The 15,126-nt window shown below is 65.0% G+C and carries 17 protein-coding genes; 9 read left to right on the top strand and 8 right to left on the bottom strand.

Annotated features, from left to right (window positions below; translation table 11 throughout):
* Positions 1–6 precede the first annotated feature (6 nt).
* The 7 genes from EN853_RS17330 to EN853_RS17300 form a co-directional block, all read right to left on the bottom strand.
* The gene (locus EN853_RS17330; protein WP_127859183.1) at positions 7–1,119 is read right to left on the bottom strand and encodes an ABC transporter ATP-binding protein; all 1,113 of its coding nucleotides are present in this window, start codon (positions 1,117–1,119) and stop codon (positions 7–9) included.
* Positions 1,116–1,913, bottom strand: a complete 798-nt coding sequence (locus tag EN853_RS17325; protein WP_127859184.1) for an ABC transporter permease — start codon at positions 1,911–1,913, stop codon at positions 1,116–1,118. The genes EN853_RS17330 and EN853_RS17325 overlap by 4 nt, the downstream gene beginning before the upstream one ends.
* Positions 1,913–2,782: an ABC transporter permease gene (locus EN853_RS17320; protein WP_127859185.1), complete on the bottom strand. Its 870-nt coding sequence runs from the start codon at positions 2,780–2,782 to the stop codon at positions 1,913–1,915. Before EN853_RS17320 ends, EN853_RS17325 begins: the two co-directional genes overlap by 1 nt.
* A gap of 22 nt (positions 2,783–2,804) precedes the next feature.
* Entirely contained in the window at positions 2,805–3,881 is a 1,077-nt protein-coding gene (locus tag EN853_RS17315; protein ID WP_127859186.1) for a PotD/PotF family extracellular solute-binding protein, read from the bottom strand.
* 38 nt (positions 3,882–3,919) lie between these two features.
* The gene (locus EN853_RS17310; RefSeq protein ID WP_127859187.1) at positions 3,920–4,585 is read right to left on the bottom strand and encodes an XRE family transcriptional regulator; all 666 of its coding nucleotides are present in this window, start codon (positions 4,583–4,585) and stop codon (positions 3,920–3,922) included.
* A gap of 164 nt (positions 4,586–4,749) precedes the next feature.
* On the bottom strand, positions 4,750–6,531 hold the full coding sequence (locus EN853_RS17305) for a chloride channel protein (protein WP_127859188.1): 1,782 nt from the start codon (positions 6,529–6,531) through the stop codon (positions 4,750–4,752).
* A 177-nt stretch (positions 6,532–6,708) separates the two neighbouring features.
* On the bottom strand, positions 6,709–7,008 hold the full coding sequence (locus EN853_RS17300) for a putative quinol monooxygenase (protein ID WP_127859189.1): 300 nt from the start codon (positions 7,006–7,008) through the stop codon (positions 6,709–6,711).
* A gap of 124 nt (positions 7,009–7,132) precedes the next feature.
* Here EN853_RS17300 and flhA point away from each other — a divergent pair, with 124 nt between their 5' ends.
* From flhA to EN853_RS17260, 9 genes are all read left to right on the top strand, one after another.
* Positions 7,133–9,220: a flagellar biosynthesis protein FlhA gene (flhA, locus tag EN853_RS17295; protein ID WP_127859190.1), complete on the top strand. Its 2,088-nt coding sequence runs from the start codon at positions 7,133–7,135 to the stop codon at positions 9,218–9,220.
* Positions 9,217–9,969: a flagellar biosynthetic protein FliR gene (fliR, locus tag EN853_RS17290; RefSeq protein ID WP_127859191.1), complete on the top strand. Its 753-nt coding sequence runs from the start codon at positions 9,217–9,219 to the stop codon at positions 9,967–9,969. Before flhA ends, fliR begins: the two co-directional genes overlap by 4 nt.
* Positions 9,970–9,974: 5 nt before the next feature.
* The gene (locus tag EN853_RS17285) at positions 9,975–10,358 is read left to right on the top strand and encodes a hypothetical protein (protein ID WP_127859192.1); all 384 of its coding nucleotides are present in this window, start codon (positions 9,975–9,977) and stop codon (positions 10,356–10,358) included.
* Between the two features lie 174 nt (positions 10,359–10,532).
* Positions 10,533–12,059 carry an FAD-dependent oxidoreductase gene (locus EN853_RS17280; RefSeq protein WP_127859193.1) on the top strand — a complete coding sequence of 509 codons (1,527 nt, stop codon included), beginning with the start codon at positions 10,533–10,535 and terminating at the stop codon, positions 12,057–12,059.
* A 204-nt stretch (positions 12,060–12,263) separates the two neighbouring features.
* On the top strand, positions 12,264–12,803 hold the full coding sequence (locus EN853_RS17275; protein ID WP_127859194.1) for a rod-binding protein: 540 nt from the start codon (positions 12,264–12,266) through the stop codon (positions 12,801–12,803).
* 8 nt (positions 12,804–12,811) lie between these two features.
* Positions 12,812–13,234, top strand: a complete 423-nt coding sequence (locus EN853_RS17270) for a hypothetical protein (RefSeq protein WP_127859195.1) — start codon at positions 12,812–12,814, stop codon at positions 13,232–13,234.
* 31 nt (positions 13,235–13,265) lie between these two features.
* Complete coding sequence (locus EN853_RS17265; RefSeq protein ID WP_127859196.1) at positions 13,266–13,787, top strand: hypothetical protein; 522 nt, start codon at positions 13,266–13,268, stop codon at positions 13,785–13,787.
* Positions 13,788–13,856: 69 nt separating this feature from the next.
* Complete coding sequence (locus tag EN853_RS33985; RefSeq protein WP_167524506.1) at positions 13,857–14,000, top strand: hypothetical protein; 144 nt, start codon at positions 13,857–13,859, stop codon at positions 13,998–14,000.
* 11 nt (positions 14,001–14,011) lie between these two features.
* Positions 14,012–14,296: an SCP2 sterol-binding domain-containing protein gene (locus tag EN853_RS17260; protein ID WP_127859197.1), complete on the top strand. Its 285-nt coding sequence runs from the start codon at positions 14,012–14,014 to the stop codon at positions 14,294–14,296.
* A gap of 61 nt (positions 14,297–14,357) precedes the next feature.
* Here the strand turns inward: EN853_RS17260 and EN853_RS17255 are convergent, their stop codons facing one another.
* A complete protein-coding gene (locus tag EN853_RS17255; RefSeq protein WP_127859198.1) occupies positions 14,358–15,065 on the bottom strand; it encodes an N-acetyltransferase in 708 nt (235 codons plus the stop codon).
* Positions 15,066–15,126: the final 61 nt, after the last annotated feature.

Below are 15,126 nucleotides of genomic sequence, written 5' to 3'. Positions count from 1 at the left end.
AGGAGATCAGGTGAGCGTCGCGTCGGCCGTGCTGTCGTCGGCCAAAAGCTTGGCGTCGGTGCCGTCGAAGCAGAGCTCCACCTTTTCACCGAGGCCGAAGCTCTCGCCGGTCAGCGGCGAGCGCACGATCGCCACCGAGCCGTCGGCAAGCTTCACGTCGTATTTCGAGCCTGAGCCGAGATAGATCGCTTCGGCGATCGTTCCCGACAGCCGGTTGGCGCCGGCGGCATCACTGCCAGGCCTGCAGATGGCGAGTTTTTCGGGTCGCAACAGCATGACGGGATTGGCCTCACCCGCGATCCGGCGCGGCGCGGTGACCGTCTCGCCGGCGATGCTGAGCGCGGTGCTGGTGCCATCGTGTCTTGCCTCGCCGCGCAGCACGGTGGAGTCGCCGATGAAGCGGCCGACGAACAGCGTCGCCGGCTCGTCATAGAGCTGGCGGCCGGTGCCGACCTGCTCGATCCGTCCGCGGTTGAAAACCGCGATGCGGTCCGAGAGCACCAGGGCTTCTTCCTGGTCGTGCGTGACATAGACGAAGGTGGTGCCGAGCTCGCGGTGGATGCGCTTGATCTCGAGCTGCAGCCACTCGCGCAGCTTCTTGTCGAGCGCGCCGAGCGGCTCGTCCATCAGAAGCAGCGGCGGATCGAAGACGATGGCGCGGGCCAGCGCCACGCGCTGCTGCTGGCCGCCCGACAATTCGCTCGGATAGCGATGCGCGAAGTCGCCCATTTTGACCATGTCGAGCGCTTCCGCCACGCGCGCCTTCCGTTTCGCCTGATCGAAGCCGCGCAGCGTCAGCGGATAGGCAACGTTGCGGCCGACCGTCATGTGCGGGAACAGCGCGTAGTGCTGGAAGACGACGCCGATGTTGCGCTTATGCGCCGGCACGCCGACGACGCTGTTTCCCCCGACCAGCAGCTTGCCGTTGGTCACGTCGGTGAAGCCGGCGATCACATTGAGCGTCGTCGTCTTGCCCGAGCCGCTGGGTCCAAGCAGCGTCATGAACTCGCCGGGTTCGATCCTCAGCGACACGCCGTCCAGCGCCTTGAACGCGCCATAGGCCTTGCTGACCGTTTCGAGGTCGATCGCCGCGCCGCGATTGTCCGATCTTGGGTTCATAGGCGTCCCTTCCGCTCGCGGCCAAGAAGAAGCATGCCACCGCCGATCAGGATCGTGGTGGCACACAAAAGGATCGTGCCGACGGCCGCGACCGTCGGGTCGGCGTCGCGCGTGATCGAGGAAAAGATCTGCACCGGCAGCGTCCTTAGGTAGGGATTGGTGATGAACAGCGAGACGATGATCTCGTCGAAGGACGTCGCGAACGCGAAGAGCAGGCCCGACAGGATGCCGGGCAGGATCAGCGGCAGGGTGACGGTCCGGAACGTGGTCAGCGCGCCCGCGCCGACGCTCGCCGCCGCCGTCTCCAGCCGCTTGTCGAACACTTCGAGATTGGCCGAGACAGCGATCAGCACGAAGGGCAGCGCCAGGATGGTGTGGGCCAGCACGAAGCCCGCCAGCGTTCCGACGAGTTGCGCATCGAGATAGACGGCATAGATGCCGATGGCCAGAACCACGCCCGGCACCACCATCGGCGTCAGCATCAGCATGCGCAAAAGGCTCGCAGGCCGCGCCTTCATGCGGTCGAGGCCGAACGCGGCGAGCGTGCCGAGCACCGTCGCCAATAAAGCCACGATCGAGGCGACCTTCAGCGAGTTGAGGAAGCTGGTCGACCATTCCGGGTTGGTGACGAAGTTCTGGTACCACTGCCAGGAAAAGCCTTGCGGCGGGAAGGCGAGCGACTTGTTGCCGTTGAAGGACATCGGCACGACGACCAGCGTCGGCGCAACCAGCCATATCGCCACCAAGAGGCAGACGAGGCCGAGGATCACGCGGGTGAGCGGCTTCATCTCCATTAGCGTCGCCCCGCTTCCCGGTGCCTTGACCGCATCACCGGCGCTGCCAGCGCGAGCAGCAGGAAGGTCGTGACCAGCAGCACCACGCCCATCGCGCCGCCGCGTCCCCATTGCAGGAGGCTGAGCACCTGGGTCTGCACCAGCGTCGAGAGCATCGTCGAGCGCGGCCCGCCGAGCAGCGCCGGCGTGATGTAGAAGCCCAGCGCCAGGATGAAGACGATGATCGCGCCGGCATAGACGCCCGGCAGCGACAGCGGCAGGTAGACCGTGAAGAAGGCGCGGGACGGCCGGGCGCCCAGGCTTCGCGCCGCCTGCACCAGCCTGAGGTCGATCCCTTTCATCACCGAATAGAGCGGCAGGATCATGAAGGGCAGAAGCACCTGCGCCATGCCGATCACGACGCCGGTCTGGGTGCGGATCAGTCGGATGCCGGTGAAGCCGGCCGACCTGAGCAGCGAATTGATGACGCCGGAATCCTGCAGCAGGATCACCCAGGACAGGGTGCGCACTACCCCGCTCACCCAGAACGGGATCAGCACGCAGAGCACCAGCACGAGCCGGACGCGCGGCCCGACCGCGGTCATGAGGTAAGCATAGGGGTAAGCGCACACCACGCAGACCAGCGTGACCCATGCCGAGATGGAGAAGGTGCGCTGCAGCACCGCGAGATTGACGGGTGCGCCGAAGAACCAGGCATAATTCTGCACCCCCCACTGCGGCTCCGAAAGGCTACGCAGCACGATGGTGAGCAGCGGGTAGCCGATCACGGCGGCAAGCAGGACCAGCGCCGGCAGCGTGAGCGCGTACGGCCGCCATGCCCACCCTGCCCTCTTTTCGGCAGCAGGCGTTGTCGGCTCGAGCGCGCTCACGGGCTTTGCCTCCGTCAGCGGGTCAGTTGCCGGCCATCAGCGCGGACCACTTCTCCTGCGCCAGCGGGAAGTTCTCGACCCAGAACTTGATGTTCTGCTTGTAGCCCTGCTTTTGGCGCTCGGGCGTGTTGGTCAGGAAGGCGGCGACGGACGCGTCGACCTTCGGCTGCGCATCGTTGTTGATCGGCGTGTAGGAGGTCTGCTGCGCCAGGATCTCCTGCGACTGCTTGCCGAGATAGGCATTGAGCAGCGCATAGGCGGCATCCGTGTCCTTGACGCCGACGGGGATGGTCATCTGATCCATCACCACCAGCCAGTCCTGCCAGGCGGGCGCGTATTTGGCGCCGTTCTTGACTGCGGTCATGGCGCGGCCGGTCCACATCATCAGCATGTCGGCTTCGCCGGACTCGGCGAGCTGCTGCGATTCAGCGCCCGTCTTCCAGTAGATCGTATCCGGTCCGAGCTTGCGGATCACGTCGATGGCTTTGTCGATGTCGCCGGCGGTCATCGCCTTCGGATCGCCGCCCGCCACCTTGAAGGCCTGTTCGAGCAGGCCGCCGGTCGGATCGCCCGAACCATCGAGCCCGCGCACGCCCGGGAATTTCTCGGTGTCGAAGAAGTCGGCCCAGCTCTTGGGCGGGTTATCCTTGTACTTCTCCTTGTTGTACATCAGCACGACGCCGTAGTTCATCGCCGGTACCGAGCACTCGCCGACCTGACCCTCGGGAATTTTCGAGACATCGAGCTTGGAGAGGTCGAGCTTCTGGAACAACTTGCCGCAGTGGACGTAGGGCGGCAGATCGCCGGTATCGACGACGTCCCAGGTGACATTGCCGGACTCGACCTGGGCCTGCAGCTTGGCGATCTCGGTCGGGCCGTCATTGAGCAGCTTGACGCCGGACTTGTCGACGAACTCCTTTAGCGCCGCCGCCTGGCCGTCCTGGTAGATGCCGCCATAGGAGACGAAGGTGAGGGTCTTGCCCTTGAGCGAGCCTTCCTTCACCTCGCCCGCGACAGGCTTGTCTTGTGCGAAGGCGGCGGTCGTCAGAACTCCGAGCGCCAGCACGGCGCCAATACCTGCAAGTTTCGACTTCAACATGACTGTAACTCTCCCATTGAGGCCCGCGTTTGGTCGGACTACCTGGCCGCGGGCGGCTTCCAGGTCGTGTATTGATCGAGCTCGGCGCGCGCCGATGTCGGCGGCGCGATGATCCACATCACCTCGGCCCGGCCGCTGCCGATGTTCTCGCTGCGATGTGATGTCGATGTCGCGTATTCGATGCTGTCGCCCTCTTCGAGGACGTGGCGTGCATCGCCGAGAGAGACCTCGACGATGCCGCGAAGGACGACGAGCATCTCGTGCGCGTCGCCATGCGTGTAGAGCGCGGAGCCGGTCGAGCCGCCGATATCGAACTCGCCGACATAGACTTCCATGTCGCTCAGCGGCGGACGCGACAGCAGCATCTTGCGGCAGCCATCACTCGGCGGAAGGCTTGGCCGCTCGCTGCGCCGGAGCACACCATGACTCTGCGCCCTGCTTTCCTCGAACAGCATCGCCACGCTTACGCCCAGCGCCGAGGCTATCTGGTTGAGCGAGGCGGTGCTGGCCCCGGTCAGGCCGCGTTCGAGCTGGCTGATGAAGCTGGCGCTCGTGCCGGTCGCCTCCGCGAGATCGCGCAGGGACAGCCTGCGCGCAAGGCGAAGGCCCTTGAGACGCGCGCCCAGCACCTGTTGCGCGTGGGCCGCGGCCGAGCTTGCGCCGTTCGCCGCCTGAACCTCACCGTTGTCGGAAGCCTTGGGCATCCCGTTTTCCTCCACTTAACACTTTGTACAGTACCACTGTACAGTTGACAAGCCGCGCGTGGCGCCAGGCCCGCGCCAGTATTTGGGCCAGGCTGCAAGTTTGGGGGTATCCGCAGGAGAAAGGCGCGGCGTCCGATCGACAAGCTACGCTCGGAGCAGTCCCGCTACCCTTCGCAGGACAGGTCCCGGCGCGCCTTGTCGAGCTCCTCGGCGTAGCGCCGCATCAGGTGGCTTTCGGTGAGCAGGCCGAGGACGATCCGGTCGTCGAAATCCTCAACGACAGCCAGTTCTTCCGCGCCGGCGCGCTGAAAAGTCTCGGCGGCGGTCTGCACGTTCATCGACGGCACCAGCACCGCATCCTTGAACTGGGCGAGCGCCTGCACCAGGGTTTCGCCGTCGGAGAGGTCGCTGTGCAGTTCGGCAACGAGCAGCACACCGACATAGTGCTGGCCCTGTTCGACGGCGATGACGCGCTGCGCGGAGCCGAGCGGGATTTCCCTGCGGAACTCGGCCAGGGTCGTCGCGGCATCGATGGTGCGGACGTCCTTGCGCATCATAGAGCCGACGGTGAGGCTGCGCATCCAGCCGACGTCGTGGGCGCTGCGGATCGTTTCGCCGCGCAGATGGAAGCGCCAGGTCGAAAAGGAGTAGCCGAAGGTCTCGCGCACCAGGATCGCCGACATGATCGAAGCCGCCAGCACCACACCGGTCAGCGTCAGGTCGCGGGTCGATTCCAGCGCGAGAAAAGTCATGGTCAGCGGACCGCCCACGACACCGACGGCAAGCGAGGTCATGCCGACCACGGCGGCGACCGCCGGATCGATGCCTGTCGATGGCGCGGTAATGGCCATGACGCCGGCAAAGACCTTGCCGAGGAGCGCGCCCAGGAACAGCGAGGCAAAGAACAGGCCGCCGCGAAAACCGGAGCCGAGCGAGATCGCCGAGGCGGCGAGCTTCAGCACGAAGACGCTGGCCACCACGGGAAGCGCGTAGTTCATGGCGAACTCGCGATGCAGCGCGCCATGCCCGCTGGAAAGCACCTGCGGCGTGACCAGCCCCAGCAGCCCGACAACGATGCCGCCGACGAGAGGCCTGAGCGAAGCGTCGATCGCCAGCCGCACAAAGATGCGCTCGACAATGCTCACCAGATGCATGATCGCGATGGACGCGGCCCCGCCGAGGAGTCCCAGCAGCAGGAACGGCACGTACTCGCTGGCGGTCAGCGTCGGCAGGCCGGAAAGCTCCAGTGGAAAGGGCACGCCGCCGAACACTTCCGCCGTCAGTGAGGCCGAGATCGCCGCCGTCATGACCGGCGCGACATTGGCGACGGAGTAGATGCCGATGACCAGCTCGAAGCCGTAGAAGGCGCCGGTCAGCGGCGCGTCGAAGGCGGCCGCGATCGCGCCGGCCGCACCGCAGCCGACCAGGATACGGACGTCGTTGCGGCGCAGCCGGAAGGCGCGCGCCAGCCGCGAGGCGATGCCCGAACCGATCTGTGTGTAGCCGGCTTCCAGCCCGACCGAAGCGCCGAAGCCGCTGGAGATCATGGTCTGGCCGACGATGATGAACGTATCGGTGAGCGACATGCGCCCGCCATAGAGCGCGTTGGCCTCGATCGGGTCGACCGGCGTTCGGAACTTCCGCTTCCTTAGCCAGATCACCGAAAGGCCGAGCAGCAGGCCGCCGATGGCCGGAAACATCGCCTGCCCCGGATTGGCGAGCGAAAACATCGCCGAAAGCCGCCCGCCCGGCTGCACGTCGAAGAGCAGGAAGTGCATGCCTTGCACAAGCGCGCTCATGCCGGTGACCAGCGCGCCCGCAATCGCGCCGACCACACCCGCCATCAGCACGATGACGATGCCGCGCGCCTCGAGCACGGGGATGGAATTGATCAGGACCGCCCGAAGCCTGCGGGCGTAGACTTGCGGTTCGTTTCTGGCAGGCAACGGAGCGGCTCGCCGGTATGCGGGGATGGAAGCTGCCGTGCCTGATACGCCCGGCGGCATTGCGTGGCAACCGCAATGCCGCCCGCTTGTGGCGCCATTTTGGCGCGGTTTCGATCACTCACGCCGTCAGGCGGAATTCGGCGTGCTGGTCGGGGTCGCGACAGCGGACGCAGCCGGTTAGGTCGCGGTACCCTTGCCCGCTTCGTAGAGCATGAGGTTCCGATCTCCGATGCCGAGCTCCGCCCAGCTCGCGCGCCATTCGGCGATATGCGCCGACTTGAAATGCGCATCGAGCGCGGCGCGGTCGCTCCAGACTTCGCAAACACGGATCAAGCCGGGATCGAGCACATCCTGCGCATAGGAATATTCGAGGCAGCCGGCTTCGGCGCGGCTCGCCGAGATCATCCGCTCCATGGCTGGCTTGGCCTGCCCGAATCTATCGTGCGGCAGTCGAACGGTGCCGATGATCAGGAGCATCTGTTTTTCCGTTCGTCAGGGCCGGGATAAGTTCCCGTAGCCCCTCTCCCACCCTCGCGCAAGCTTGGCCGGTTACGGTCAGGGGCCTGCCCTGTATGCGGTGGGCTCTGGAATTGAGGACGATATGGCAATCAGCGAAACAATCCCGTCCGGCGTGGTGGCCAAGAACGGCCGCGACGTCTTCTTCGCGCTGGGCATCGTCGTCATCCTGGCGGTGCTGTTCCTGCCGATCCCTGCCTTCCTCATCGATATCGGTCTTGCCTTCTCGATCGCGCTGTCGGTGCTGATCCTGATGGTGGCGCTCTGGATCCAGCGGCCGCTGGATTTCTCCTCCTTCCCGACGGTGCTGCTTATCGCCACGATGCTGCGGCTGTCGCTCAACATCGCCACCACGCGCATGATCCTGTCGCACGGTAATGAGGGCACGCATGCGGCCGGCTACGTCATCTCGGGCTTCTCGAAGCTGGTGATGTCGAGCGATTTCGTCATCGGCCTGATCGTCTTCATGATCCTGATCGTGGTGAACTTCATCGTCATCACCAAGGGCGCTACCCGCATCGCCGAGGTCGGCGCGCGCTTCACTCTCGACGCCATTCCCGGCAAGCAGATGTCGATCGATGCCGACCTTTCCGCCGGCATGATCGACGAGAAGACCGCGCAGCTCCGCCGCCGCGAGCTGGAGGAGGAATCCTCCTTCTTCGGCTCCATGGACGGCGCCTCGAAATTCGTCCGCGGCGACGCCATCGCCGGCCTCATCATCACCGCCATCAACATCGTCGGCGGCATAGCCATCGGCTATCTGCGGCACGGCATGGGACTCGGCCAGGCGGCCGACGTCTTCATCAAGCTGTCGGTCGGCGACGGCCTCGTCACCCAGATCCCGGCGCTCATCGTCTCGCTCGCCGCCGGCATGCTCGTCTCCAAGGGCGGCACCCGCGGCTCGGCCAACCAGGCGGTGTTCGGCCAGCTCGGCGCGCATCCGCGCGCGCTCTATGTCGCGGCCTCCCTGCTGGTCATCCTCGGCCTGATGCCCGGCCTGCCGCTCTTTCCCTTCTTTGCGCTCGCCGGCGCCATGGCCGGCCTCGGCTACGTCATCCCGCTGCGCCACAACCGCGAGCTTGCCGCCGCGGAGGCTCTGAAGAACCAGGAGAAGGCGAACAAGGCGGAGGAAGAGAAGAACTCGGTCAAGGCATCTTTGGCCACCGCCGAGATCGAGCTCCTGATCGGCAAGCAGCTTTCGACCCGGCTGCTGGTCGCGCATCAGGAACTGGTGTTCCGCATGTCGAAGATGCGCAAGAAATTCGCCCAGCAATACGGCTTCGTGGTGCCGGAGGTGCGCGTCGCCGACGACTTCGCCATTCCGCCCAAGAGCTATCAGATTAAGGTCCACGGCACCGTCGTTGCCGAATACCAGATGCGCGTCGGCGAGGTGATGGTCCTGCTCGGCACGCGCGGCGTGCCCGACATCCCCGGCGAGGAGATCCGCGAGCCGGCCTTCGGCATGCGCGCCTATTCGGTGCTGGAGACTTTCGCAGAGGACCTGAAGCGCGAGAACTACACCTTCGCCGACAACATGTCGGTGCTGCTCACCCACCTCTCCGAGGTCATCCGCAACAACCTGCCGCAGCTTCTCTCCTACAAGGACATGAAGGCGCTGCTGGAACGGCTGGACCCCGAATACCGCAAGCTTGCCGACGAGATCTGCACCTCGCACATCTCCTATCCGGGCCTGCAGGCGGTGCTGAAGCTCCTGCTTGCCGAACGCGTCTCGATCCGCAACCTGCATCTGATCATCGAGGCCATCGCCGAGATCGCGCCGCATGTGCGCCGCACCGAGCAGATCGTCGAGCATGTCCGCATCCGCATGGCGCAGCAGATCTGCGGCGATCTGTCCGAAGGCGGCATGCTCAAGGTGCTGCGCCTCGGCAACCGCTGGGACCTCGCCTTCCACCAGAGCCTCAAGCGCGACGCCAAGGGCGAGGTGCGCGAGTTCGACATCGATCCGCGCCAGCTCGAGGAGTTCGGCCAGGATGCGACCAAGGCGATCCGCAAGCATCTCGAGGCCGGCGAGCGCTTCGTGCTCGTCACAGCGCCCGACGCCCGCCCCTATGTGCGCATGATCATCGAGCGGCTGTTCACCACGCTTCCCGTTCTCTCCCATGTCGAGATCGCCAAGGGTGTCGAGATCAAGGTGCTCGGAACGATCTCGTGAACGCGCTCTCGCAAGGCGTCGTCATCGCCGCCTTCCTTGCCTTCTGCCGCATCGGCGCCTGCTTCATGCTGATGCCCGGCCTGTCGAGCGCCCGCGTGCCTCTCCAGGTCCGGCTGTTCGTGTCGATTGCGGCGACCGGCGGCCTGCTTGCTTTCCTGTGGGATCGCATCTACCCCTATGTCGACCCGCGCCCGCAGGTCCTGGCGCCGATGATCGTCTCCGAGCTTCTGGTCGGCGGGCTGATCGGCGCCATGACCAGGCTCTACATGGAAGCGCTGCGCTTCATGGGCTCGGCCATCGCTATGCTGATCGGCTATGGCGGCTCGGGCGGGCCCGCGATCGAGGAACCCGAGCCGCAGGCAGCACTTGCCGCCATCATCTCGTTCTCGGCGCTGCTTCTGCTTTTCGTCTTCGATTTCGACCATGAAATCGTGCGCGCGCTAGTCGCCTCCTACACGGTCGCTCCGGTCAACGTGTTCTTCAACCCGCAGGCAGCGCTTGTCGACGTCACCGACACGGTGTCGGATGCCTTCTTCCTGGTCATCCGGCTCGGCAGCCCGTTCGTCGCCTATGCCATCCTGGTCAATTTGACGATCGGCTTCGTCAACAAGCTGACGCCGCAGATCCCGGTCTATTTCATCTCGCTGCCCTTCGTCATCGCTGGCGGCCTGATCATCTTCTACTTCGCCATCGGCACCTTGCTGTCGCTGTTCGCCGACGGCTTCGTCGACCTGACGCTGACGAGGTAGGCGTCATGACCACGCGCAAGGACCGCCTGAAGAAGCTGGTCAAGGTGCAGGAGCAATTGAAGGCGCTGCACGAAACCCGCCATGCCGGCTTTCTCTCGGCGGCGGCTGCCGCCGAGACGGAGGCCAGGGAACTCATCGAGCATTTCGACACCGGCAACTCGCTCGCCAGCCTGTTCCCGGAACTCTACCATCGCCGCATCGCCGATGCGCTTGGCCAGCGGGAACAGAACCTTGAGAACGCCCGGCAAGAGGCGGCCCTGATCGCCACCGCGACGGCGCGCACCAACATGGTCGAGCGCGCCTACAAGGATGTGCGCCGCCGCGACGAGCGCGAACGCTCCGACCGCGAGCGGCTCGACCTGATCACGCAGAAGCGGCGGGACGAATAGCGTCCGGAATTCCGCGCTCGACCCGATGCTGATGTCTGCAAGCATCGCGCGGCGATGCGACAACGATCGCGCCGGCCATCAATCTCAGGAACCTTTTGGCTGGCGCGGCGTCAATTCTGGGTCCGACGCCCGAATGGATGGATCGTCGGCAAACGTTCCGAAGGAGAGCCACCAATGGCCGCGCAGAAAAATCCTGATATGGGCCCCGACTTCGCGGTCGGAGTGCCGATTGCCGCATTTGGCGACAGGGGGCTGCTTGGGGGACATGTCGGCGAGGAGCCACTGCTTCTGGCGCGCGTCGGCGAGGAAGTGCTGGCAGTCGCAGGCAAGTGCACCCACTACGGCGGGCCGCTGGCCGACGGGATCGTGGTCTACGACACGGTTCGATGCCCCTGGCACCATGCCTGCTTCAATCTCCGTACCGGCGAGGCACTCGCCGCGCCCGCATTCGACCCGCTGCAGCGATGGAGTGTGGAGCGCCGAGGCGATCGTGTCTTCGTGACTGGCAAGGCTCCGGCAGACAAGGAGGCCACACCGTCGTCGCAGCCCGATGCGGCTGGCCAACAGGAGCGCATCGTCATTGTGGGTGGCGGTGCCGCCGGGTTCGCGGCCGCCGAAATGCTGCGCCGCAGCCGGTTCGCCGGCGAAATCACCATGCTCAGTTCGGACAATGACGCGCCCTACGACCGCCCCAACCTCTCCAAGGACTATCTTGCCGGAACGGCGCCGGAGGCATGGATTCCGTTGCGCGGCCCAAAATTCTACGCCCGCAACAAGATCGATCTTCAGTTGCGGACGACGTGTGAGCGCATCGACGTCGACGCGCGGGCGGTGATTGCGGACGACGGGCGGGTTTTTCCCTTCGACCGCCTTCTGCTGGCGACAGGGGCAGAGCCGGTTCGCCTGCCGATTGCCGGCGCCGATCGCGACCACGTCTTCACATTGCGGTCGCTGGCCGACAGCCGTGCCGTCATCGAGCACGCAAAAAGCTCGAAGACGGCGGTACTGCTTGGCGCGGGGTTCATCGGTCTGGAAGTCGCGGCCGCCCTTCGCAGGCGCGGCCTCGCGGTCCATGTTGTCGCGCCGGAGGCCTATCCGCTCGAAGCAGTCCTTGGATCGGAACTCGGCGCATTCATCCGGTCGCTGCACGAAGAGCACGGCGTGGTTTTCCATCTGGGCGCGACGGCTGAACGGATAACCGCCGGGGCGGTCGCGTTGAGCGATGGCAGCGTGATCGATGCCGATCTTGTCGTCGTTGGCGTCGGCGTGAAGCCACGCGTCTCGCTGGCCGCCGATGCGGGTATCGCAATCGACCAGGGTGTGCTCGTGAACGAGTTCCTCGAGACGAGCGTGGCCGGCATATTCGCTGCTGGCGACGTCGCCCAGTGGCTTGACTTGAACACGACTGAATCGCGGCGCGTCGAGCATTGGGTCGTGGCAGAACGCCAAGGGCAGACCGCTGCGCAAAACATGCTCGGCCTTCGGCAACCCTTCTCAAGCGTTCCGTTCTTCTGGAGCGAGCACTATGACGTATCGATCCGCTATGTCGGCTACGCCCGATCATGGGACTCCGTCGAAATCGACGGAAGCATCGCCGATCGCGATTGTCTGGTTGGCTACAAGAAGGACGGCAAGATCGTCGCCGTTGCCGCCATCGGCCGTGACGTTCAGGCGCTGGCCTGCGAGGTTTCCATGGCTTGATTCCACACTCGCGCGGTATCGAGATTGTCGAACGCCTGCCGGACTTTGACGCCAAGGGCGCAGATCCGTACCTGTGCGCTCGGCGGACGAACGACCCAAATCCCCTGGTAAGCCTGCCACAAGCTTGTTGCGTCATTGTGCAACTGACAATACCCGGCAAAAGGCAGTGCTTTCTTGGCGATTTCACCCCCCAGCGACATCGTGATGGACGTCGCTCGCGCAGCGGAGCCGGCCGATGTCGAGGCGGCGCGAGCGGCGCTTGCAAGGCGGACCGGCGGGGCTTCGGGTACGTTTTCGGTCGACCAGACCGCCTCCGTCGATGCCGGCTCGGTGCTTTCGCGCGCCGCGGCGGACAAAGCCGAAGCGGCAAATCCGGCCAAAAAATTCCAGCGCTTCGAGGCGATGGTGCTGACCACTTTCATCCAGAACATGATGCCCAAGGACACCGAAGGCGTTTATGGCAAAGGGCTGGCCGGCGACATGTGGAAGTCGCAGCTGGCGGAAAAGGTGGCCGATGTCATGGCCGCGCATGGCGGCATCGGCATCGCGAAATCAATGCTTGCCGACCACTATATGGACGGCAAGCGCAAGGTGCCGGTCGGACCTGTTGGGGGCGGACCGGAGAAAGCTGAGATCGACCAGCAGACCAGGCTTTCGACCTCGATGATCGAGGAGCTTGAGCGCAAGGCCGCCCGGTCGATGACGGGCGACGACACAACCATAAAAACGGATATCAGTATCTAGGGACTTACATGGCCGACCAAACGGACCTTTCCAATCTGCCCGCACGGACCACCGCCACGGAAGCGCCGACCGCGTCTGCGCGGCCCGGCAACCTCGCCGCCATCATCGGCCGCATCGAGGAAGCGGTGGACGAGGAAACGGCGGGTATCCGCAGCGGGACCGGCTACGACCTCAAGGCCTCGAATGCCCGCAAGAGCCGCTATCTCTACGAACTGACGCGCGCCCTGAAGGGCGCCAATGAGATCGAATTCCTCGAGCAGCATCGCGAGGGGCTGTCGCGGCTGCGCCAGAAGCTGGCGAAGAACGAGGCGGCGATCCTCGCCCATCTCAACGCCGTCAACGAGGTCGCAACGCTATTGAAGAACGCCATCCAGCGAGCCGATGCCGACGGCACCTACTCGGCCGGCGAATTCGGATACGCCCGGGCCTGAACGAGATGGCAAGGGCGCGAGGAAGGGTCCGGTGATCAAATTCATCGCCGCAGCGCTTTGGATCTGCGCCGTGACGCTCGGCGCGGTGTTCTATTCCTTCCAGGCAGCGGGCGAACGCGGCGTCGGCGAGCCGCCGAAGCCGATGCTGGGTGGTCTCGACTATGTCAAGACCGACATCATTTCGGTGCCGCTCATCCGCGACGCCAAGATCGACGGCTATTTTCTCACCAAGCTCGTCTACACGGTGGAACCGGATCAGATAAAGAAACTGTCGATCCCGGCGCCGGCGATCATCACAGACCAGGTCTATTCCTACCTCTATTCCAATCCGCAGATCGATTTCACCAAGAAGGAGACGATCGATCTCGACGCCTTCCGCAACGCTATCCGTGACACCGTCAACGCCCGCGTCGGCGTCGAGCTGGTGCATGACGTGCTGATCGATCAGGTCAACTTCCTGTCCAAGGACGAAATCCGCGACAACGCCATCCGTCGCCGCAAGAATGCCGGCGAGACGGCCCAGGAAATGACCAAGGCCTTCAAGCAGCATTGATTGCGCTGCGGGTGTCTCCGCCGGGTTTGACGCCTCGCCTCATCATCCGCCAATTATGCGACATGCAGCATGGTTGCCACCATGCCGCATGGCGGCCACGTTGACGTAAACGTCAACCCGAAGCTATATGCGCTGGTGCCCGTGAACGCCAGGCGCGGCGCGGGTGCCTCGCCCAGCGGCCGCGAGCCGATGCGCGTCAAACGCAACGATTGAGGAGGACCGCCATGGGCGTTCAGGAGATTGCCGACCGGATCAAGTCGCGCGTGGCAGGCGCCGGCTTCGAGCACTCGGTCAAGTTCGACACCGGCAGCGACGGCGTCGTCGTCATCGACGGCGCGACCGTCTCGACCACCGATGCGCCGACCGACTGCACGATCAAGCTCTCGCTCGACGACCTCGACTCGCTGATCGCCGGCGACCTCAACCCGACCATGGCCTTCATGGCCGGCAAGCTGAAGGTCGAGGGCGACATGACGGTCGCCATGGCGCTCAGCCAGTTGCTCGGCTGATCCTTCGCAAAAAACAACGCCGCCCGATGGGCGGCGTTGTTTTTTTGTCGAACCACCAGGTTCAGGCAACGAAATCCAGCGCCTTGACCTTGCGGCCGGCGGCCTTGATCGTGCCCTTGCCGCCGTCGAGCACACCTTCCTTCAGCTCCAGCGCAAGCAGCCGGTGCCGCTCATAGGGGCCGGGCATGGCAAGCGATCCGGTGCGGTCGGCCGAGAAGCCGAACCGCCCGTAGTAAGGCGCATCGCCGACGAGCAGGATCGCGCCATGGCCAAGCCGGGCGGCCTCGGCGACCGCGTGCCGCATCAGCGCCGAACCGATGCCGCCGCTCTTCAAGTCCGGCTCGACCGCCAGCGGCCCGAGAAGAAGTGCCGCAGGACCGCCCTCGCCCAGGGTCACGTCCCACAGCCGCACCGTGCCGACGACTGCGCCCGACGGATCGCGCGCAACAAAGACCAGACCCTCCGACGGCCGGCGGCCGCGCCGCAGCTTCTCGGACGACTTCTTCCTGCGCTTCGGCACCATGGCACGGTCGAGCAACGCTTCGCGCGCCTCTACGTCAGCAGCGCCTTCGGCAAGGATGACGAAGGCCGGCGCCTGGGCGGCCCCCTCGTCCGGCGCGCCGCGCGAGCCAGCCTGTGCCCAGAGAGCAAGGGAGGGCGCCAGCGCCGTCGAAAAACTCTTCTCCCCCGCGGAGAACAGCTCATCCGACGGTCCGGACGAGGGGGCGATTTCGGTGGCCGCAACGGCCGATTTGATCAGGTATTCCATATCCGCGATCCTTCACGAGCGGAGATCTGTTCCACAAGCGAGCCCCGGTGGGCGACAGGCG

Origin of the sequence: Mesorhizobium sp. M1C.F.Ca.ET.210.01.1.1 (assembly GCF_004791585.1) — a bacterium.
Classification (GTDB): domain Bacteria; phylum Pseudomonadota; class Alphaproteobacteria; order Rhizobiales; family Rhizobiaceae; genus Mesorhizobium.
Note: the sequence above shows the minus strand (reverse complement) of the source record. Positions and strands in the feature narration are given on the sequence as shown.

Excerpts from the sequence above, each read along its gene's own strand:
- flhA (WP_127859190.1), top strand. The coding sequence starts at position 7,133 with ATGGCAATCAGCGAAACAATCCCGTCCGGCGTGGTGGCCAAGAACGGC.
- EN853_RS17325 (WP_127859184.1), bottom strand. The coding sequence starts at position 1,913 with ATGGAGATGAAGCCGCTCACCCGCGTGATCCTCGGCCTCGTCTGCCTC.
- EN853_RS17310 (WP_127859187.1), bottom strand. The coding sequence starts at position 4,585 with ATGCCCAAGGCTTCCGACAACGGTGAGGTTCAGGCGGCGAACGGCGCA.
- EN853_RS17275 (WP_127859194.1), top strand. The coding sequence starts at position 12,264 with ATGGACGTCGCTCGCGCAGCGGAGCCGGCCGATGTCGAGGCGGCGCGA.
- EN853_RS17315 (WP_127859186.1), bottom strand. The coding sequence starts at position 3,881 with ATGTTGAAGTCGAAACTTGCAGGTATTGGCGCCGTGCTGGCGCTCGGA.
- EN853_RS17280 (WP_127859193.1), top strand. The coding sequence starts at position 10,533 with ATGGCCGCGCAGAAAAATCCTGATATGGGCCCCGACTTCGCGGTCGGA.
- EN853_RS17300 (WP_127859189.1), bottom strand. The coding sequence starts at position 7,008 with ATGCTCCTGATCATCGGCACCGTTCGACTGCCGCACGATAGATTCGGG.
- EN853_RS17255 (WP_127859198.1), bottom strand. The coding sequence starts at position 15,065 with ATGGAATACCTGATCAAATCGGCCGTTGCGGCCACCGAAATCGCCCCC.
- EN853_RS17270 (WP_127859195.1), top strand. The coding sequence starts at position 12,812 with ATGGCCGACCAAACGGACCTTTCCAATCTGCCCGCACGGACCACCGCC.
- EN853_RS33985 (WP_167524506.1), top strand. The coding sequence starts at position 13,857 with ATGGTTGCCACCATGCCGCATGGCGGCCACGTTGACGTAAACGTCAAC.
- EN853_RS17260 (WP_127859197.1), top strand. The coding sequence starts at position 14,012 with ATGGGCGTTCAGGAGATTGCCGACCGGATCAAGTCGCGCGTGGCAGGC.
- EN853_RS17330 (WP_127859183.1), bottom strand. The coding sequence starts at position 1,119 with ATGAACCCAAGATCGGACAATCGCGGCGCGGCGATCGACCTCGAAACG.
- EN853_RS17285 (WP_127859192.1), top strand. The coding sequence starts at position 9,975 with ATGACCACGCGCAAGGACCGCCTGAAGAAGCTGGTCAAGGTGCAGGAG.